The following is a 19,088-nucleotide window of genomic DNA, read 5'->3' as shown; positions in this document are numbered from 1 at the left end:
GCGCGATGATCTCCTTCGACGACAAGCTGCAGCCGTTGCTCGGCAAGAAGTCCGCCGACGCACTGGAGACCGGCCTCGGCCTCACGACGGTCGGTGACCTGCTGCGTCACTACCCGCGCCGGTACGACGAGCGCGGGAAGCTGACCGACATCAGGTCGCTGGAAATCGACGAGCACGTCACGGTGCAGGCCGAGGTCCGCAAGTGCCAGAAGCGCCAGATGAAGGCGCGCCGCGGCCAGATGACGGAGGCCGTGATCACCGACGGCACCTCCGAGCTGCACCTGGTGTTCTTCGGCAAGCCGGCGTTCGTCGCCGAGCAGGAGCTGCTGCCGGGCACGCGCGCGCTGTTCGCCGGCAAGGTGGGCCGCTACCGGCAGAACCTGCAACTGGTGCACCCGGCGTTCGAGGTGCTCACCGCGGAGCAGGACGGGTCGTCGTTCCTGCAGGCGTTCCTGCCCATCTACCCGGCGTCGCAGCACATCAACACGTGGAACATCGCGAACTGCGTGAAGCAGCTCCTGGAGGTCTGGGACGGCGTGCCGGAGGACCCGCTGCCCGCCGACTTCCGCGAGGAGCAGGGCCTGATCGGCCTGGAGGACGCGCTGCGGGCGATCCACCGGCCGGAGAGCTGGGCGCAGATCTCCGTCGCGCAGCTGCGGTTGAAGTGGGACGAGGCGCTGGCCGTGCAGCTCGCCCTCGCCCAGCGCCGCAAGGCTTCGACGGCCCGGCCGGCGCCCGCCTGTGCGCGTAGGTCCGGCGGGATCCTGGACGCGTTCGACGCGCGGCTGCCGTTCACGCTGACGGCGGGCCAGGTGGAGGTCGGCGAGACGATCGCGTCGGACCTGGAATCCACCGTGCCGATGAACCGCCTCCTGCAAGGCGAGGTCGGCTCGGGCAAGGCTCAACCGCTTGACTCGCTCGTTCTCACGCCGACCGGTTTCATCAAGATGGGCGAGGTTCGAGTCGGGGACGAGGTGATCGCGCCCAACGGCGAGATCACCGTCGTGACCGGGGTTTTTCCCCAAGGCGAGCGAGATGTCTATCGAGTAGTGCTCTCTGATGGGCGCAGTGTGGAGTCTGATCTCGAGCACTTGTGGGCCGTGAACACGACTGTGCGCCGGCACCGAGGAAATCCGCTCAAAGTGCTGACGTTGCGGGAGATCCGCGACGACCTGACAACAGCGAACAGGTCGTCGAAGTGGCACCTGCCCGTGGTGGAAGCACCGGAGTTGGACTGTGTGACCGACCGGCCGCTGGACCCGTACGTGCTGGGGCTCTTGATCGGAGACGGCTCTCTGCTCAACGGAAGAGTCATGTTCACCAGCGCTGATCCGGAGTTGCTCGTAGAAATGATGGCGGCTCTTCCGAAGGGTGCACACCTCGTCAAGCCTGAGTGGGCGAACAAGTACGACTGGTTTGTGAACGGATGTCGCAAGGGCACGAACCCGGTTCTCAACGCGTTGCGGACTCTCGGGGTCTACGGTCACCGTGCCAGGGACAAGTTCCTGCCCGAGAACTATCTGATCGCCCCGGTGAAGGTTCGGCATGCGCTGCTACAGGGGCTGCTGGACACCGATGGCACGCTCGATCACGACTATGGTTCGAACGTGACCTTCCTGTCGGCGTCACCACGGCTCGCTGATCAGGTGTCCTGGCTGGCGGAGTCACTGGGTGGCACGGGCAGAGTCCGCCCTGTCGAGAAGATGGGAAACACGTACCACCTGGTCAGCCTTCGTCTGCCCAACGAGTTCCCGCCGTTCCGTCTCTCTCGGAAAGCGGAGCTTGTCAAGGAACGCACCAAGTACGAGAAGCCTGTGCGGGCGATCCGTGCGGTCGAGTTCGTCGGCCGCAAGCCAGTGCAGTGCATCTCCGTCGCACACCCTGACCAGCTCTACGTCACCGACCACTTTGTGGTCACCCACAACACCATGGTTGCGTTGCGAGCGATGCTCCAGGCCGTCGACGCGGGCCGCCAGTCCGCGATGCTCGCGCCCACGGAAGTCCTTGCGGCACAACACGCTCGCTCGTTGACCGAGATGCTCGGCGACCTCGCCCAGGCAGGCCAGCTGGGCGGTGCCGAGGACGCGACGCGCGTGACGCTGCTGACGGGTTCGATGAACACGGCCCAGCGCCGTCAGGCGTTGCTCGACATCGTGACCGGCGAGGCGGGCATCGTCGTCGGCACGCACGCGATCATCCAGGAGAAGGTGGAGTTCCACTCCCTGGGCCTCGTCGTGGTCGACGAGCAACACCGCTTCGGCGTGGAACAACGAGCGGCCCTGAGCGCGCGCGGCGAACGCGAGAACCCCCACGTGCTGGTCATGACGGCGACGCCGATCCCGCGCACGGTGGCCATGACGGTCTACGGCGACCTGGAGGTCTCGGCCCTGCGCGAGCTGCCGGGAGGCCGCTCGCCGATCAAGACCTCGGTGGTGCCCGTCCGCGAGAAGCCCGCCTGGCTCGACCGGGCGTTCGCCCGCGTGCGCGAGGAGGTGGCGAAGGGCCACCAGGCGTACTTCGTCTGCCCGCGCATCGGCGACGAGGAGCCGGCGAAGTCCGACGACGAGGACAAGCGCCCGGCCCTGTCCGTGATCGACGTGGCGACCATGCTCGCCGCGGGCCCGTTGCGCGGCCTGCGAATCGAGATCCTGCACGGCCGCATGCCCCCCGAGGAGAAGGACGCGGTGATGCGCGCCTTCTCGGCCAACGAGGTCCACGTCCTGGTGGCCACCACCGTCATCGAGGTGGGCGTCAACGTCCCGAACGCCACCGTCATGGCCATCATGGACGCGGACCGCTTCGGCGTCTCGCAGCTCCACCAGCTCCGCGGCCGGGTGGGCCGCGGCAGCGCGCCGGGCCTCTGCCTGCTGGTCACCGAAATGCCGGAGATGACCGCGACGATGGAACGCCTCCGCGCCGTCGAGTCCACTCTGGACGGCTTCGAACTCGCCCAGCTGGACCTGGAGCTGCGCCGCGAGGGCGACATCCTCGGCGCCGCCCAGTCAGGCCGCCGCTCGGGCCTGAAGATGCTGTCCCTGCTGCGCGACGAGGACATCATCGCGGACGCCCGCACGGCCGCCCAGCAGGTCGTGGACGCGGACCCGGACCTGGAGCGGCACCCCGGCCTCGCGGGGATGGTGGCGACGTTGCTGACAGACGAGCGCGCCGAGTTCCTGGAGAAGACCTAGCAGAGTGCCGCGGCCAACTCTGGTGGTACACGGCGGAGTTTGACGCGTGTTCGTCGGTGGTGAGCTGCCAGTCGACTCCGCGCTGGTTGTGTTGCCAGGCGGTGAGTTCGATGCGGGCGGCGAACTCCGCGTTCGCCCTATCGGGGGGTCACGCGGGACGACGGCCAGTCGGCGCCCTGTCCCCCGTGAGGACTACAGGACAGTGTCCACGCCAAGGGGATTCGTTGCATCGCGGTCTTCCATAGGTTTCGTTGGCGACGACGTCAGTGCGTCGTGGTACGCCGACAATCGAGGTCGAGGACGTTGAAGACGATGCAACGGTCAGCAGGAACCGGTATCCCCCGAAGGTTCACCAGGGTGGCGTGCGCGGTGTCGCTCACCATCGCCGCGGTGGCGGCCTGTGGGGCCGCTCCGGAAGACGCGAAGTCACCGGTCACTGCCGAGGCGGCCACGCCGATCACCTGGGGCACGTGCCCGGTGCTGGCCGAGGGCGTCAGTCGCGACCCTCGCCTCACCTGCACCACGGTGAAGGTTCCGCTGGACTACCGCAATCCCGGCGGCGAGAAGATCGAGGTGGCCGTCTCGAAGCTGCCGGCCGCGAAGTCCAGCGACCGCCGCGGTGTCCTGATGCTGAATCCAGGCGGCCCGGCGTTGCCCGGCCTGGACACACCGGGTGTCGTGGCACCGACGCTGCCGCCGCCGGTGCTGGCGGCCTACGACCTGATCGGCTTCGACCCGCGTGGGGTCGGGCACAGCACCCCGCAGAGCTGTGGCCTCGACGACCCGTCTCTGGCCGGCCTGTTCCCGTACCCGGCCGCGGACGGCTCGATCGCCGCGAATGTCGAGCGCGCCCGCGCCGACGCCGGCCGGTGCGCGAAGAACGCGGGCGAGAAGCTCCGGTACTTCACCACCGCCAACACGGCCCGCGACATGGACCGCATCCGCACGGCGCTCGGTGAGGAGAAGATCTCCTACTGGGGTCAGTCCTACGGCACGTACCTCGGCACCGTCTACGGGTCACTGTTCCCGGAGCGCGCCGACCGGGTGGTCCTCGAGGGCAACGTCGACCCCACGAAGGTCTGGGCCCACGCGAAGGACAACTGGGGCAAGGCCATGTCGGAACGCTTCTCCGACGCGGCAGGGGTTGCCGCGGCGCAGCACGCCACGCTCGGACTGGGCGGCACCGTCGGCGAGGTGACCCGGAAGTACATCGCACTCGCCGACCGCCTCGACCGCACCCCCGCGCCCGTCCCCGGCACCCCGCAGTCCCTGACGGGTTCGATGCTGCGCACCGTCACCTACAGCCTCCTGTTGCACAACGACACCCTCCCGATGCTTGCGCAGTTCTGGAAGGCCGCCGCAGGCCTGACCGGCGGCACGCTCACCGAGGCGGACGGCCAGGTGCTACAGCAGGTCTTCGCGGCACCGCCGCCGACCCCCGGCGTGCCGGCCGACAACCAGGCCACCATGTTCCTGGCACTGACCTGTGGTGACGCATCGTGGTCCGGCGACGTCGACGAGTACGCCCGCCGCACCGCCGCGGACCGCGCGACCTGGCCACTCACCGCGGGCATGCCCGCCAACATCTGGGCGTGCGCGTTCTGGCCGAAGCCGATCGAAGAACCCGTCCGCGTGACGGACGAAGGGCCGCGCAACACGCTGATCCTGCAGAACCGCAGGGACAACGCCACACCGTGGGAGGACGGCCTCGGGCTGTACGAGGTCCTCGGCGAGCGAGCGGCGTTCGTGGGCGCGGACAACGGCGGGCACTACGTTTTCGATCAGGGCTCCACGTGCGTGGACGAGACGACGGTGACGTTCCTGGCCACCGGCCGGCTTCCGGACAAGAAGATCGACTGCACCGACTTCGCCCCGCGGTGACCGTGGGCCGAGAGGCGCGGTGCCTTCACCGCTGAGGGTTCGCGAGCGACTTCGCGGCGAACGGCGGCTGCCACACGGGCTGGGCCACGAGCAGCCTGCCGCCGTTCCCCGGGTAGAACTCAGTCCTTCTGCCGCGGCTTCGGCAGCTGCTCGGTCTTCTGCTCACCGGAAGGCGCGACGGGCTCGTCGTCGCCGTTCACGTCCTCCAGCGGCTTGAGCACCGACATCGCTGCCTCGACCGCTGCCTGCGCGGCGTGGAACTGCGTCGCGAGGTTGTCGTGCGCCGACCGCAGCGACGACTCCTTCTCGGCCGCGGCGGCCGCGCGCTGGTCCGCCTCGGCGACGGCCGCGGCCGTCTTCTCCTCGGCGTCGCGCACCAGCGCCGACGTCCGGGTCTCGGCGTCGCGGACGAGCGTGACGGCCTTCTCGCTGGCCTCGCGCACGGTGGTTTCGGCCTTCTCCTCGGACTCGCGCAGGGTCGTCGCCGCCTTCTCCTCCGCGGCACTGACCAGGGCAACGGCCTTCTCGGACGCCTCGGTGGTGGTCTTCTCGGCGCGAGCGATCGTCTCGGCTTCGAGGTCGGAGAGGACCTTCGCGGCCTCCTCCTGCTTGGCCTGGAGCTCGCTGTCGAGCTTCTGCAGCGCCGCGGTCCGCTTGGCCTCCGCGTCGGCGGCGATCCGCTCGGCCTCGGCCCGCGCGTCCGCCATCAGCTTCTGGTGCTCCGCGGTCAGCGTCGCCTTGAGGCTGTCGTACTCCTTGTCCAGCTCGTCGTGGTACGCCTTGTACTTGGCGTCCAGTTCGACGCGGTGGGCGTCCAGGTCGGCCGACTTCTTCTCGAACTCGGCGGCGAGGTGCTCACCGTTCGCGCGCACCTCGGCGACCAGGGCCTCGTGCTCGGCGCCGAGCTTCGCCTGCAGTGCCGCGTGCTCCGCCTCCAGCTCCGACCTGCGGCCGGCGGTCTGCTGGTCGAGCTCGGCGTGGCGCTGCTGGTAGTTCACCTCGAGCTGCTTGCGGCGTGCCTCGGTCTCGGCGAGCAGGCGCTGGTGGGCCTCGCGCTGGCCGGCCGCCCACTTCTCGGCCTCACCCCGCGTCGCGGCGGCCTTGTCGAGGGCGTCCTTGCGGATGTCCGCGATCTCTTCCTCGGCCAGGCTCATCATCACGCGGACACGCTCGGTCACGTTCGACGCGCTCACCGGACTGGTGGCGAGGTTCTGGAGCTGGATCTTGCTCTTGTCTAGGTCAGCGCGCATCGAGTTCAGGAGCTTGGTGAGCTCTCCCACCTGCGCGGCGGCCGCGTCGCGGGCGCGGTTCGAGTTCTTGAGGTCGAACTCCAAGCGGGTGACTCGTTCGTTCACCTGTCGCTGGTTGTAACCACGAAGGACAACGTCGAAATGCGGTGTGCGGGCAGTAGGCTGCCCGGCTCCATCAGCCCCGGCCATATGGCTCACCCTACCGAGATAGTCGCGAAGATCGTCACTCGATCTGGTTAAACCCACTACCGGCCGCAGTCTGACCGGGTGGTGGGTATCCACTTTGCTCTCACCACGCGAGAATCCGGGTGAACAAGACCGATCAGGATGACACCCATCACGTGGGACGGTTCTCCCAACAGGCAAGAGTCGCACGGTAACGTGCCACGACTGATGGCTGCCGAGTAACACCGGGAGGGCACGGATGTTCCGCAAGGTTCTTGTCGCCAACCGCGGCGAGATCGCGATTCGCGCGTTCCGCGCCGCCTACGAACTAGGCGCGGGAACGGTCGCCGTCTTTCCTCACGAGGACCGGAACTCGCTGCACCGGTTGAAGGCGGACGAGTCCTACGAGATCGGCGAGCCCGGACATCCCGTCCGCGCCTACCTCTCCGTCGAAGAGATCATCAAGGCCGCCCGCAAGGCGGGCGCCGACGCGATCTACCCCGGTTACGGCTTCCTGTCGGAGAACCCGGAACTCGCGATGGCGTGCCGTGAGGCAGGTCTCACGTTCGTCGGCCCCGTCGCCGAGGTGCTGGAGCTGACGGGCAACAAGGCGCGCGCCATCGCCGCCGCCCGCGAGGCCGGGCTGCCGGTGCTGGAGTCGAGCGAGCCGTCGTCGAACGTCGACGAGCTGCTCGAGGCGTCGAAGACCATGCGCTTCCCGGTCTTCGTGAAGGCCGTCGCCGGCGGTGGTGGCCGGGGCATGCGCAAGGTCGACGAACCGGCCGCGCTGCGTGAGGCGCTGGAGGCGGCGTCGCGCGAGGCGGAGTCGGCGTTCGGCGACCCGACCGTGTTCCTCGAGCAGGCCGTGGTCGAACCGCGCCACATCGAGGTGCAGATCCTCGCCGACGGCCAGGGCAACGTGATCCACCTCTTCGAGCGCGACTGTTCGGTGCAGCGGCGCCACCAGAAGGTCATCGAGATCGCGCCCGCGCCGAACCTCGCGCCCGAGCTGCGCGACCGCATCTGCGCCGACGCGGTGAAGTTCGCGCGGCACATCGGCTACCGCAACGCGGGCACCGTGGAGTTCCTGCTCGACCCGCAGGGCCACTACGTCTTCATCGAGATGAACCCGCGCATCCAGGTCGAGCACACGGTCACGGAAGAGGTGACCGACGTCGACCTGGTGCAGTCGCAGATGCGCATCGCGTCCGGCGAGACGCTGGAGGACCTGGGCCTGTCCCAGGAGACCGTCCAGCTGCGCGGCGCGGCGCTGCAGTGCCGCATCACGACGGAGGACCCGGCCAACGGCTTCCGCCCGGACACCGGCACGATCAGTGCCTACCGCTCGCCGGGTGGTTCCGGCATCCGCCTCGACGGCGGCACGGCGGGCGCGGGCATGGCCATCGGCGCGCACTTCGACTCGATGCTCGTGAAGCTGACGTGCCGCGGCCGCAACTTCGAGCTCGCCGTCGCCCGTGCGCGCCGTGCGATCGCGGAGTTCCGTATTCGCGGTGTCTCCACGAACATCCCGTTCCTGCAGGCGGTGCTGGACGACCCGGACTTCTACGAGGGCCGCGTCACCACGTCGTTCATCGAGAAGCGCCCGCACCTGCTGACGGCGCGCCACTCGGCCGACCGCGGCACACGCCTGCTGACCTACCTCGCCGACGTCACGGTCAACCACCCGAACGGCACCCGCCCGACCGCGGTCGACCCGCGCGAGAAGCTGCCGGTCATCGACCTCAACGCCGAACCGCCCGCCGGCTCCAAGCAGAAGCTCACCGAGCTCGGCCCCGAGGGCTTCGCGCGGTGGATGCGGGAGAGCAAGGCCGTCGGCGTCACCGACACGACGTTCCGCGACGCCCACCAGTCGCTGCTCGCCACCCGAGTACGCACCAAGGACCTGCTCGCCGTCGCGCCGCACGTCGCGCGGATGACGCCGGAGCTGCTGTCCCTGGAGTGCTGGGGCGGCGCGACCTACGACGTGGCGCTGCGGTTCCTCGCGGAGGACCCGTGGGAGCGGCTCGCGTCGTTGCGCGAGGCCGTGCCGAACATCAACCTGCAGATGCTGCTGCGCGGCCGCAACACGGTCGGCTACACGCCGTACCCGGAGGCGGTCACCAAGGCGTTCGTGCAGGAGGCGACGAACACCGGCATCGACATCTTCCGGATCTTCGACGCGCTGAACGACGTCGAGCAGATGCGCCCGGCGATCGAGGCCGTGCGCGAGACCGGGACGGCGATCGCCGAGGTCGCGCTCTGCTACACGAGCGATCTGTCCAACCCGGACGAACGTCTGTACACACTGGACTACTACCTGAAGCTGGCCGAGCAGATCGTCGGCGCCGGCGCGCACGTGCTGTGCGTCAAGGACATGGCCGGGCTGCTGCGGGCTCCGGCCGCGTCGCGCCTGATCACCGCGCTGCGCAAGGAGTTCGACGTCCCGGTCCACCTCCACACGCACGACACGGCGGGTGGCCAGCTGGCGACGTACCTCGCGGCGATCCAGGCGGGCGTGGACGCGATCGACGGCGCGACCGCGTCGATGGCGGGCACGACGTCGCAGCCGCCGCTGTCGTCGATCGTGGCGCTGACCGACCACACCGAGCACTCCACCGGCCTCGACCTGCAGAACGTCTGCGACCTGGAGCCGTACTGGGAGTCGGTGCGCAAGATCTACGCGCCGTTCGAGTCCGGCATCCCCGGCCCGACCGGCCGCGTCTACCACCACGAGATCCCCGGTGGTCAGCTCTCGAACCTGCGCACCCAGGCCGTCGCGCTCGGCCTCGGTGAGAAGTTCGAGGAGATCGAGTCGATGTACGCGGCCGCCGACCGCATGCTCGGCCACCTCGTGAAGGTGACGCCGTCGTCCAAGGTCGTCGGCGACCTCGCGCTGCACCTCGTGGGCGCGGGCGTCTCGCCCAAGGACTTCGAGGCGGACCCCGGCAAGTTCGACATCCCGGCGTCGGTGATCGGCTTCCTGCACGGCGAACTGGGCGACCCGCCCGGTGGCTGGCCGGAGCCGTTCCGCAGCAAGGCGCTGGCCGGTCGTCCCGCGCCGAAGCCGGTCGAGGAGCTCTCCGCGCAGGACGAGGCGGGTCTCGTCGACGACCGGCGGGCGACCTTGAACAGGCTGCTGTTCCCCGGTCCCACCAAGGAGTTCCGCACGCACCGCGACGCCTACGGCGACACGTCGGTGTTGCGCTCCAAGGACTTCTTCTACGGCCTGCGTCCGGGCGAGGAGTACTCCGTCGACCTGGAGCCGGGTGTGCGGCTGCTGATCGGCCTGGAGGCGATCTCCGAGGCCGACGCGCGAGGCATCCGCACGGTCATGGCGACCCTGAACGGCCAGATGCGCCCGATCCAGGTCCGCGACCGTTCGGTGGCCGCCGACATCCCGGCCGCCGAGAAGGCCGACCGCTCGAACCCGAACCACGTGGCGGCCCCGTTCGCCGGCGTGGTGACGGCCACGGTGGCCGAGGGCGACCAGGTCGACGCCGGTCAGACCGTCGCGACGATCGAGGCCATGAAGATGGAGGCCGCGATCACCGCCCCGAAGGCCGGTGTCGTCGGACGCCTGGCGTTGCGCGGCGCCCAGCAGGTCGAAGGCGGCGACCTCCTGATCGTCCTGGAGTAGGTCGTTGATCCCGAAGGGCCCGGTCTCGTCGTCGAGGCCGGGCCTTCGTGGTGCGAGGAGTGCGGAACTCCACGACGATTCCCTGCGTTGCACCGGTCACGGGGACAGGGAAGAGGGATTCGCATCATGAAGAAGGCGTTGGCCGGCCTGCTCGGCCTGGCAGGGGTGGCATGGGCGCTGAAGGACGTGCCGAAGCAACTGGGCGGCAAGCCCGACCCGGTCCGGATGGCGCGATCACCGCGCTACCGCGACGGGAAGTTCCACAACGACAAGGAAGTCCGCACGGTCCCTGACCGCGACTCGTTCTCCATCCGCGACTTCGTCTTCGGCAGCGAGGACCGCAAGCCGTCCGTCGCGGTCCCGCTCGTGGGACCCGCCGCGCCGGTGTCCGAGGGCCTGCACATCACCTGGTACGGCCACGCTTCCGCGCTGATCGAGATCGACGGCGCCGCGGTGCTCATCGATCCTGTGTGGAGTGACCGCGTCTCGCCTTCCGTGCGCGTTGGTCCCAGGCGGCTGCACCCGGTTCCGCACCAGTTGTCGGATCTGCCCGCTGTGAGCGCCGTGGTTATCTCGCATGATCACTACGACCATCTCGACATGCAGACCGTGCAGGCGTTGACGTCTGGCACTTCCGCGGTGTTCGTTGTGCCGTTGGGGCTTGGGGCGCACTTGGCTCGGTGGGACGTGCCCGCTTCTCGGATCGTCGAGTTGGACTGGGGCGAGTCGCACTCTGTGGACGGGTTTGTGCTCACCTGCACTGCTGCCCAGCACTTCTCTGGGCGTTCGGTGCAGCGCAACGTCACGTTGTGGGCTTCCTGGGTGATCAAGCGTGGGTCGCGTTCGGTGTTCTACAGCGGGGACACCGGGTATTTCGAGGGGTACAAGGCGATCGGGGTGGCGCACGGGCCGTTTGACGCTGTGTTGATGCAGGTTGGTGCTTATGACGACGCTTGGCCGGACATCCATATGACGCCTGAGGAAGGGGTTCGGGCGTTTGACGATCTTGGTGGTGGGCTGTTGATTCCGGTGCACTGGGCTACTTTCAACCTTGGGTTTCATCCTTGGGGGGAGCCGATTGACCGGATTTGGCGGGAGGCCAAGGCTGGTGGGGTGGCGTTGGCTGTGCCTCGGCCTGGGGAGCGGGTTGATGTTGATTCGCCTGGTGAGGTTGATGGGTGGTGGCAGGCGCTCGCCTGAGGTGTTCGGCGGGTGGTGACGGGGGCTGGGCGTGGCCGGGCTCCGGGCTTGCGTGCCGCGGCCGGGTGGGTGGTCACCTTGCGGGCGGCGAGCTTGCGGTTGCGTGCTTCCCCTGGGGCTCTGCCCCAGACCCCGGCAATCTGATCAGGGGGTCCACGCCACGGGCGGGTTGATGGCACGCCAGTTGCGTCGGGCGGCCGCGCGTTGCTTAGAGAGTTGCGTTGGCGGTGGGGTCCCATCACGAGCCGAGCCAAGAGCGGGCCACACCTGAGGGGTGAGGTCAAGTCGACGAAAAGCGTGTCGACTTGACCTCACCCCTCAGGTGCAGCAAGTGCTATGGCGCGACTCGTGATGGGACCCCACCGCCTGGCCCGCGCGGTAAGGACGGCTCGCCTACGGCATCGCGTTCGGAGGCGGCGGGTCATGCGGACGGGATCGCCTGGGACGATAGGCGGGTGACTCGAATTGTTGCCGGGACCGCGGGAGGTCGCAGGCTCAAGGTTCCGCCCAAGGGCACGCGGCCCACGTCCGAGCGGGTGCGGGAGGCGCTGTTCAGTTCGCTGGAGGCGTTGGTCGACCTCGACGGGGCGCGGGTGCTTGACCTGTATGCCGGGTCGGGGGCGCTTGGCTTTGAGGCGTTGAGTCGGGGAGCGGCGCATGCCACGTTCGTCGAGTCTGACAAGCGGGCCGCTGACGTGCTCAAAGGTAATGCCAAGGAGCTTGGGTTCGCGGACACGACCATTGTCAACCGTACGGCTGAGGCTTATGTCATGGCCGAGGGGGAGAAGTTCGACGTCGTGTTCGCCGATCCGCCGTATGCCGTGGGCGATGACGAGCTCGCCAAGGTGCTCAAAGGGATCGTGCCGCGGCTCACTGCGGACGCCATCTTGATCGTGGAACGTGCTTCGCGAAGTGGCGAACCAGCGTGGCCTGAAGAGGTGGAAGCCTTGCGTGCCAAGCGTTATGGGGACACGGCCGTGTATTGGGCTCAGGTGCGTGCTGATGGGTGACGAGAACCACGGACACGCCTGGAGGCGTCCGATCGGGTGCTAACGTCCGGCTCATGACGCGTGCCGTGTACCCCGGCTCCTACGACCCGGTAACCAACGGTCACCTGGACATCATCGGGAGAGCCGCGCACCTCTTCGAAGAGGTTGTCGTCGCTGTGCTCATCAACAAGAACAAGCGCACCTTGTTCGACGTTGAGGAGCGGCAGGAGATGCTGCGCGAGGTCACGGCGCAGTGGGACAACGTGCGCGTGGACTCCTGGCACGGCCTGTTGGTCGACTACTGCCGCGAGAACAACATCAAGGCCATCGTGAAGGGCCTGCGCGCGGTCAGTGACTACGACTACGAGCTGCAGATGGCGCAGATGAACCACCAGCTCACCGGTGTCGACACGCTGTTCATGCAGGCCAGCCCGCAGTACTCCTACCTGGCGTCCTCGCTGGTCAAGGAGGTCGCTACGTACGGTGGCGACGTCTCGACGCTGCTGCCCGCGTCCATCGAGCAGCGGTTGCAGCAGCGCCTCGCCGAGACTCGCTAGAGCGCGAGCTTCATTCCGACGTGCGATGCGGTGAAACCGAGCCGTTCGTAGAACCGGTGCGCGTCCGCTCGTGACGCGTCCGTCGTCAGCTGCACCATGCCGCAACCGCGTGCGCGCGCCTCGTCGATCGCCCACCTGACGAGGTGCTCGCCGAGGCCGTTGCCGCGCTGGTCGGAGCGGACCCGTACGGCCTCCACGGTCGCGCGGGTCATGCCCAGGCGTGACAGGCCCGCCGTGAACGTCAGCTGCAGCGTGCCCACGATCTCGCCGCCGGCGTCGGCCACGGCCAGGTGCTGGTGCGGGTCGGCGTCGATCACCTCGAACGCCTTCAGGTAGGCCGGATCGCCGGGTTTCTCCCGCTGCGCGCCGAGTGGGTCGTCGGCCAGCATTGCCACGATCGGGTGGACATCGGCGGCTACCGCCCGCCTGATTGTGATCTTCACGTTTCTCCCCGGCTGGATGTGGCCAAATCCTGACACGCCCTGCCGATCTCCCTCTCCCGAAGAGATCGGCAGGGCACACTTGTGGGTGGGAGTCACAGGGGTTAGGGAGTGAGACGTGTACCGGGTGTTCGAGGCACTCGACGAGCTCGTCACGATCGTCGAGGAAGCGCGCGGAGTTCCGATGACCTCGGGTTGCGTCGTGCCGCGCGGCGATGTGCTCGAACTGCTCGACGACGTACGCGACGCGATCCCCGCGGAGCTCGACGACGCGCAGGACGTGCTGGACCACCGTGACGAGGTCGTCGGCAAGGCCAAGCACGAGGCGGAGTCCGGCGTGTCCAAGGCACGCGCCGACGCGGATCGCATGCTCGCCGAGGCGCAGGCCGAGGCCGAGGCGATGCTGTCCGACGCGCGCGCCCGTGCCGAGCGGATGATCGCCGAGGCGGAGGATCAGGCCGAACGGACCGTGGCCGCGGGCCGCCAGGAGTACGACGACCTGGTGGGTCGCTCGCACTCCGAGGCCGAGCGCATGATCCAGGCGGGCCGCGCCAACTACGAGCGCGCCACCGAGGACGGTCGCGCCGAGCAGGCCAGGCTCGTCAACGAGCAGGAGGTCGTCCGGACGGCGCACGCCGAGGCGGCACGCCTGCTCGACGCCGCCCAGAACGAGTCCATCCGGCTGCGGTCGGAGTGCGACGCGTACGTGGACGGCAAGCTCGCGGACTTCGAGGACCTCCTCGCGCACACGCTCAGGTCGGTCGGCAAGGGCCGTTCGCACCTGCGCGGACCGGCGGTCGCGGGTGCCGCGGCGCCGTTCGACTACGGTTCCTGACGAACCAGCCCGGTCCCGGGTCGACTGAACGTGTGATTCGCGCTACGTCGGACAGGTGCGATCACCTGGCGATTTCACGCGCGGGGGCGTCGTCCCGTACCCTGGACCGGCTGGACGTGGTAGGTCCCCGCCGGCAAAACCCGAAAATCATGACACAGCATCGTCACGCGTCCACGCGTCCCACAGCATCCAGTCCCTGGGTCATCGACACCAGGGACATCGGCCGTCGCGCCGGTCTGAGCCGACCCTTCGTGAGGTCGGTCCCCGGCGAAGGTGTGGGGCTGCTCGGGGTGATCGCGGTGCCCGAGAGCGGGGAAGTCGAGCTCGACCTCCTGATCGAATCGGTCGTGGAGGGCCTGCTCGTGTCGGGGACAGCGTCCACGAAGGTCGAAGGGGAGTGCTCGAGGTGTCTCGAGCCGCTCACCGATGAGGTTGAAGTCCGGATCACGGAGCTCTACGCGTGGCCGGACAGCACCACGGACGAGACCACTGATGAACACGAGGTCATGCGGATCGTCGACGATCTGATCGACCTCGAGCCTGTGGTGCGGGACGCCATCGTTCTCGCGCTGCCGCAGGCGCCGCTCTGCGAGCCGGACTGCAAGGGGCTCTGCCCCGAGTGTGGTGGCAGGTGGGCGGAGCTCGGGCCCGACCACGGGCATGAGACGATTGACCCTCGTTGGGCCGCGTTGCAAGAGCGGTTCAGCGATGACAACTCGGAGGAGAAGTAGTCGTGGCCGTCCCGAAGCGGAAGATGTCGCGTTCGAACACCCGTGCGCGCCGTTCCCAGTGGAAGACGTCTGCCGTGCACCTGGTGGCGTGCTCCAACAAGGCTTGCCGCCAGCCGAAGCCGCAGCACATCACCTGCCCGGCCTGTGGTCAGTACGCTGGCCGCCAGGTCGCTCAGCCGGCCTGATCTCCTCGGCGACGTAGTGGGGGGAAAGCCGCCGCGCGCACCGCAAGCGGACCGCGCGGACCTGCTCGAAGCGCTCGGCGTCCACCTGGACGCCGAGCTGCTCGTGCTGTCACTCACCCACCGGTCTTACGCATACGAGAACGGCGGCCTGCCGCCGAACGAGCGTCTCGAGTTCCTGGGAGACGCGGTGTTGGGGCTGGTCGTCACCGACCACCTCTACCGCACCCATCCCGACCTTCCCGAAGGTCAGCTCGCGAAGCTCCGTGCCAGCGTGGTCAACATGCACGCACTGGCCGGCGTGGCGCGTGATCTCGGTGACGGTGGGCTTGGTGCACACCTGTTGCTCGGTCGTGGCGAAGAGCTGACCGGCGGCAGGGACAAGGCAAGCATTCTCGCTGACGGCCTCGAGGCCGTCATCGGTGCGGTGTACCTGCAGTTCGGTATCGATACCGCACGAACGTTCGTTCACCGGCTGTTCGATCCGCTCTTGGCCAAAGCTCCGCTTTTGGGTGCTGGACTGGACTGGAAGACAAGCCTGCAGGAGCTCACCGCTCAAGCCAGTCTCGGCGTCCCGGAGTACCGCGTGGACGACCAGGGGCCGGATCACCGCAAGGAGTTCACCGCAACGGTGCTCGTCGGTGGCCAGCCTTACGGCAAGGGTGATGGGCGCACCAAGAAGGAAGCCGAGCAGAAAGCCGCTGAAGCGGCTTATCATGTTCTGTCGGAACGGGCCAAGGCCGAGCAGGAGTCGGTCGGGGTCAAGAACGGACAGAATGGCGCCTCGGTGACGCCAGGGATCTCCCCAACCGAGGAAGACTGAGACCGCAAATGTATGCGACCAGGAACCGCACGAACCGCCGCACGCGCACCGCTCGCGGCCCGGTGAACACCTCCCGCAGCGGAGGAATCCAGGGCCTTGTGCTGGTCAGGGACACGAGCCGCGCGGGGGTATGGGTGCTCAAGCCCACCAAGCCGCAGGCCGCCGTGATCGACGCACAGCCCGTCGACGAGGGCAAGTCCGAAGCCTGACGTGCCCGAACTCCCAGAGGTCGAGGTAGTACGCCTCGGCCTTGAAGCCCACGTCGCCGGCAGGGTCATCTCCTCGGTAGAGGTGTTGCACCCACGCGCCATCCGCCGGCACGACATGGGTTCCTCGGACTTCTGCGCGCGCCTGGCAGGCCAGCCAATGGCCGCTGCCAGGCGCCGCGGCAAGTACCTCTGGGTCGAACTGGCCGACAAGGCCGCCATGCTTGCTCACCTGGGCATGAGCGGCCAAATGCTCGTCCAGCCCTCGTCGGCCCCCGACGAGAAGCATCTGCGCGTCCGTTTCCGGTTCGACGACGGCGGACCAGAGCTTCGTTTCGTCGACCAACGCACCTTCGGCGGCCTCGCGCTGGCCGAGTTGGTCGAGGTCGACGGCACCCTGGTGCCCGACTCGGTCGCGCACATCGCGCGCGACCCCATGGACCCTTTGTTCTCCCGTGATGCTGCCGTGCGCGCGTTGCGCCTGCGTCACACGGAGATCAAACGTGCCCTGCTGGACCAGACCCTCGTGTCCGGCATCGGCAACATCTACGCCGACGAGGCCCTGTGGCGCGCGAAGCTGCACGGCACCCGGATGACGGACAAGCTCACGAAACCCAAGGCCGCCGAGCTGCTGGACCACGCCACCGACGTGATGCGTGAGGCGCTCGGCCAGGGCGGGACGTCGTTCGACGCCTTGTACGTCAACATCAACGGGCAGTCCGGTTACTTCGATCGGTCCTTGAGTGCTTATGGCCAGGAGAACCGGCCGTGCAAGCGGTGCGGGGCGGCGATCATCCGTGAGCCGTTCATGAACCGGTCCTCGTACTCGTGCCCGCGGTGCCAGCCTCGCCCCAGGGCTTGAGGCTTTCTTTCCCTGCTCCACGACGTGCTGACAACCTGCGCACGCGCCTGAGCGTCCTGTAGTCAAACCCTTGTTCCGCGTCTCAAATCTCGAAGCCGTAACGCGCGTTAGACAGTACTGCGCACTGCGTAGTACTGTCCACAGCGTAAGAGCTTCGGAGGGGGCCATGGACACCAGTCAACTGCTCAAAGGGGTGCTGGACCTGGCCGTCCTTGCGGTTCTCCGCAAGGACGACGGGTACGGGTACGACGTGCTGCGCAGACTGCGCGCCGGGGGATTGGACGAAGTGGGCGACGCGTCGGTGTACGGAACGCTGCGGCGGCTCTACAGCGCGGGGATGCTGACCTCGTACGTTGTGCCCTCCGAAGAGGGACCGCACCGCAAGTACTACAGCATCAACGAGACCGGGCGGGCGCGCCTGGCTGAGTCGAGGGAGACGTGGAGGTCGTTCGCCAGCACGCTGGACGGCCTGCTCGAGGAGGTCGCAGCATGAACACGCAAGCGCTCGGTGTCGAGTACTACCTGACCGGGATGCGTGCCGCCCTCGACGACCTGCCGCCCAACGAGGTCGCCGAGATCATGGAGGACGTCGAGGCGCACATCGCCGAACTGTCGTCCGAGCTCGGTGAGAACGAGACCCTGGAGCAGCGACTCGGGCCGCCCGAGCAGTACGCGCTGGAGCTCCGGCAGGCCGCCGGGTACCCGCCGCGGACCGAACGGCTGCCGGTCACGACCAAGAAGCAGCTGCTGACCCGGCCCAGGGCCGCGGCCTGGGGGCTGGCGGCGGCCACCGGCATCACGCTGCTCGCGGGGGCGGCGGCGTTGCGGGAGCCGGCGATTCTGCTTCTGCCCGCGGTGATCCTCGTGCTGAGCCTGGCTCTAGTGAACGACCGGGGGCCCGCGCAGCAGGAGATCATGAACCTGCCGGAGACGATCAGGCTCAAGAAGTGGCTGACGCCGGAGCCGGGTACGCCGGCCGAGCGGGCGATCACCTATCTCAGGTCGTTGCAGCCCGCCTGGTGGTTGGCGCGGGCCGGGTTGCTCGGTCTTGGTGCCGTGCTGCTCGCCGGTCGCGACATCCTCGGGTTCCTCGCGATCGCCGCCGTCGCCGTGGTGTCGGTGTTCGCCGGGCCGCGCGCCAAGGTCGACCGGCGCTGGCTGTGGTTCAGTCTGCCGGCCTCCGCGCTGGCGGTCGGACTGCTCCTGCAGGTGATCGACACGACGGCTGATCAGCTCGCGTACAAGTCGTCACCGTCCTCGTACTCAGGACCCATCCTGCAGACGTACGAGAACATCTACGTGTACGACGAGAACGGCAAATTGCTCTCGAACGTGACGCTGTACGACCAGGACGGCAGGCCGATCAACGCGCGGGAGGGCTACACCGGCTGCTTCGAGCCCGGCAACGGCCGTGAGCCGGTCATTCCCGCTAACCGCTATCCACGGCCGCAGGTCGACTACGAAAACGGCCGTTGTTACACAGTGGAACCGACCGTGACCGCTCCGTCATCAACGTCGAGTACGGCTCCGCCGAGTTCTGGGAGCGCGACTCCGAGCTCGGTGCCACCGACTTCTGTGTCACCCAGCAACTAATCGTAGGAGCGGGACCCGTCGGGGGGTCCCGCTCCTACTTGTTCTGCTGCGGATCAGCCAGGTGGCGCAAAACCGGCATGGCCGAGCGCAGGTGTTCTCGGTCTTCTGGCGAAAGTTCGGACATTCTTTCACTCAATAGTTCGGCTTCGCCGTGAGCGAGCGACAGGATCGTCTCGCGGCCGACTTCGGTGAGCACGACTATCGTCGCTCTGCCGTCGGCGGCGTCAGGCTCTCTGCGGACGAGGCCGGTGGACTCCAAGCTGGTCACGACGGTTGTAGCGGTCGGCTGAGAACACAGCGCGCGTACGGCGATCTCGCCGATCCGCATCGGGCCGTGGGCGCTCAGTTCTGACAGCACCAATAACTGGGTGGGTTGCAAACGACGGGCCGGAGCGGCCTGTCGAAGACTTCGCACCAGCCGGTGCACGGCCACCACGAGTTGAAGTGCCTCGTGGTTGGTGACGGTGGTGGGCATCGTTTCTCCGCGCGCATGTGATTGTCCGAATTCGGACACGAACCCTGGCACTTTCCCTCATTCACGCTCCGCGC

At 68.0% G+C, this 19,088-nt stretch carries 16 protein-coding genes and 2 pseudogenes; 15 read left to right on the top strand and 3 right to left on the bottom strand.

The window, feature by feature from the left end; all coding sequences use genetic code 11:
- Window positions 1-5: 5 nt before the first annotated feature.
- The 3 genes and pseudogenes from BLR21_RS43950 to BLR21_RS23785 all read left to right on the top strand — a co-directional run.
- A pseudogene (locus BLR21_RS43950) lies at window positions 6-503 on the top strand (OB-fold nucleic acid binding domain-containing protein); the annotation flags it as partial.
- A gap of 1,020 nt (window positions 504-1,523) precedes the next feature.
- Window positions 1,524-3,188: pseudogene (locus BLR21_RS43230) on the top strand (helicase-related protein); the annotation flags it as partial.
- A 369-nt stretch (window positions 3,189-3,557) separates the two neighbouring features.
- A complete protein-coding gene (locus tag BLR21_RS23785) occupies window positions 3,558-5,069 on the top strand; it encodes an alpha/beta fold hydrolase (RefSeq protein ID WP_256334896.1) in 1,512 nt (503 codons plus the stop codon).
- A gap of 119 nt (window positions 5,070-5,188) precedes the next feature.
- Here BLR21_RS23785 and BLR21_RS23780 read toward each other — a convergent pair whose 3' ends face one another.
- Window positions 5,189-6,424 carry a hypothetical protein gene (locus tag BLR21_RS23780; protein WP_143027850.1) on the bottom strand — a complete coding sequence of 412 codons (1,236 nt, stop codon included), beginning with the start codon at window positions 6,422-6,424 and terminating at the stop codon, window positions 5,189-5,191.
- Between the two features lie 319 nt (window positions 6,425-6,743).
- Between BLR21_RS23780 and BLR21_RS23775 the strand changes: the two genes are divergently transcribed.
- From BLR21_RS23775 to coaD, 4 genes are all read left to right on the top strand, one after another.
- Window positions 6,744-10,121, top strand: coding sequence for a pyruvate carboxylase (locus BLR21_RS23775; RefSeq protein ID WP_090008433.1), 3,378 nt, complete (start codon window positions 6,744-6,746; stop codon window positions 10,119-10,121).
- 126 nt (window positions 10,122-10,247) lie between these two features.
- Window positions 10,248-11,321, top strand: coding sequence for an MBL fold metallo-hydrolase (locus BLR21_RS23770; protein ID WP_090008430.1), 1,074 nt, complete (start codon window positions 10,248-10,250; stop codon window positions 11,319-11,321).
- 455 nt (window positions 11,322-11,776) lie between these two features.
- Complete coding sequence (rsmD, locus tag BLR21_RS23765) at window positions 11,777-12,331, top strand: 16S rRNA (guanine(966)-N(2))-methyltransferase RsmD (RefSeq protein WP_090008428.1); 555 nt, start codon at window positions 11,777-11,779, stop codon at window positions 12,329-12,331.
- 53 nt (window positions 12,332-12,384) lie between these two features.
- Entirely contained in the window at window positions 12,385-12,867 is a 483-nt protein-coding gene (gene coaD / locus BLR21_RS23760; RefSeq protein ID WP_030479717.1) for a pantetheine-phosphate adenylyltransferase, read from the top strand.
- Here the strand turns inward: coaD and BLR21_RS23755 are convergent.
- Window positions 12,864-13,304 (bottom strand): GNAT family N-acetyltransferase, encoded by a 441-nt coding sequence (locus BLR21_RS23755; RefSeq protein ID WP_338061067.1) that lies wholly within the window; start codon window positions 13,302-13,304, stop codon window positions 12,864-12,866. The genes coaD and BLR21_RS23755 overlap by 4 nt on opposite strands.
- Window positions 13,305-13,425: 121 nt before the next feature.
- On the opposite strand from BLR21_RS23755, the gene BLR21_RS23750 reads away from it, so the two are divergent.
- From BLR21_RS23750 to BLR21_RS23715, 8 genes are all read left to right on the top strand, one after another.
- Window positions 13,426-14,142, top strand: coding sequence for a DivIVA domain-containing protein (locus tag BLR21_RS23750; RefSeq protein ID WP_030479715.1), 717 nt, complete (start codon window positions 13,426-13,428; stop codon window positions 14,140-14,142).
- 149 nt (window positions 14,143-14,291) lie between these two features.
- The gene (locus BLR21_RS23745; RefSeq protein ID WP_090008424.1) at window positions 14,292-14,873 is read left to right on the top strand and encodes a YceD family protein; all 582 of its coding nucleotides are present in this window, start codon (window positions 14,292-14,294) and stop codon (window positions 14,871-14,873) included.
- A gap of 2 nt (window positions 14,874-14,875) precedes the next feature.
- Window positions 14,876-15,058 (top strand): 50S ribosomal protein L32, encoded by a 183-nt coding sequence (gene rpmF, locus BLR21_RS23740; protein ID WP_030479713.1) that lies wholly within the window; start codon window positions 14,876-14,878, stop codon window positions 15,056-15,058.
- Window positions 15,059-15,074: 16 nt separating this feature from the next.
- The gene (gene rnc / locus BLR21_RS23735) at window positions 15,075-15,878 is read left to right on the top strand and encodes a ribonuclease III (RefSeq protein ID WP_030479712.1); all 804 of its coding nucleotides are present in this window, start codon (window positions 15,075-15,077) and stop codon (window positions 15,876-15,878) included.
- An 8-nt stretch (window positions 15,879-15,886) separates the two neighbouring features.
- Window positions 15,887-16,087: a hypothetical protein gene (locus tag BLR21_RS23730; protein ID WP_030479711.1), complete on the top strand. Its 201-nt coding sequence runs from the start codon at window positions 15,887-15,889 to the stop codon at window positions 16,085-16,087.
- Window position 16,088: 1 nt separating this feature from the next.
- Window positions 16,089-16,946 carry a bifunctional DNA-formamidopyrimidine glycosylase/DNA-(apurinic or apyrimidinic site) lyase gene (gene mutM / locus BLR21_RS23725; RefSeq protein ID WP_090008422.1) on the top strand — a complete coding sequence of 286 codons (858 nt, stop codon included), beginning with the start codon at window positions 16,089-16,091 and terminating at the stop codon, window positions 16,944-16,946.
- A gap of 166 nt (window positions 16,947-17,112) precedes the next feature.
- Window positions 17,113-17,439: a PadR family transcriptional regulator gene (locus tag BLR21_RS23720; RefSeq protein ID WP_030479709.1), complete on the top strand. Its 327-nt coding sequence runs from the start codon at window positions 17,113-17,115 to the stop codon at window positions 17,437-17,439.
- Window positions 17,436-18,539, top strand: a complete 1,104-nt coding sequence (locus BLR21_RS23715; protein ID WP_090008420.1) for an HAAS signaling domain-containing protein — start codon at window positions 17,436-17,438, stop codon at window positions 18,537-18,539. The genes BLR21_RS23720 and BLR21_RS23715 overlap by 4 nt, the downstream gene beginning before the upstream one ends.
- A 34-nt stretch (window positions 18,540-18,573) precedes the next feature.
- Here the strand turns inward: BLR21_RS23715 and BLR21_RS23710 are convergent, their stop codons facing one another.
- A complete protein-coding gene (locus BLR21_RS23710) occupies window positions 18,574-19,014 on the bottom strand; it encodes a MarR family winged helix-turn-helix transcriptional regulator (RefSeq protein ID WP_090008418.1) in 441 nt (146 codons plus the stop codon).
- Between the last annotated feature and the right edge of the window lie 74 nt (window positions 19,015-19,088).

It is taken from the genome of Lentzea albidocapillata subsp. violacea, assembly GCF_900100275.1.
GTDB lineage: Bacteria > Actinomycetota > Actinomycetes > Mycobacteriales > Pseudonocardiaceae > Lentzea > Lentzea violacea.
The sequence above is the reverse complement of the archived record's forward strand: the minus strand, read 5'-3'. Positions and strand labels throughout refer to the sequence as shown.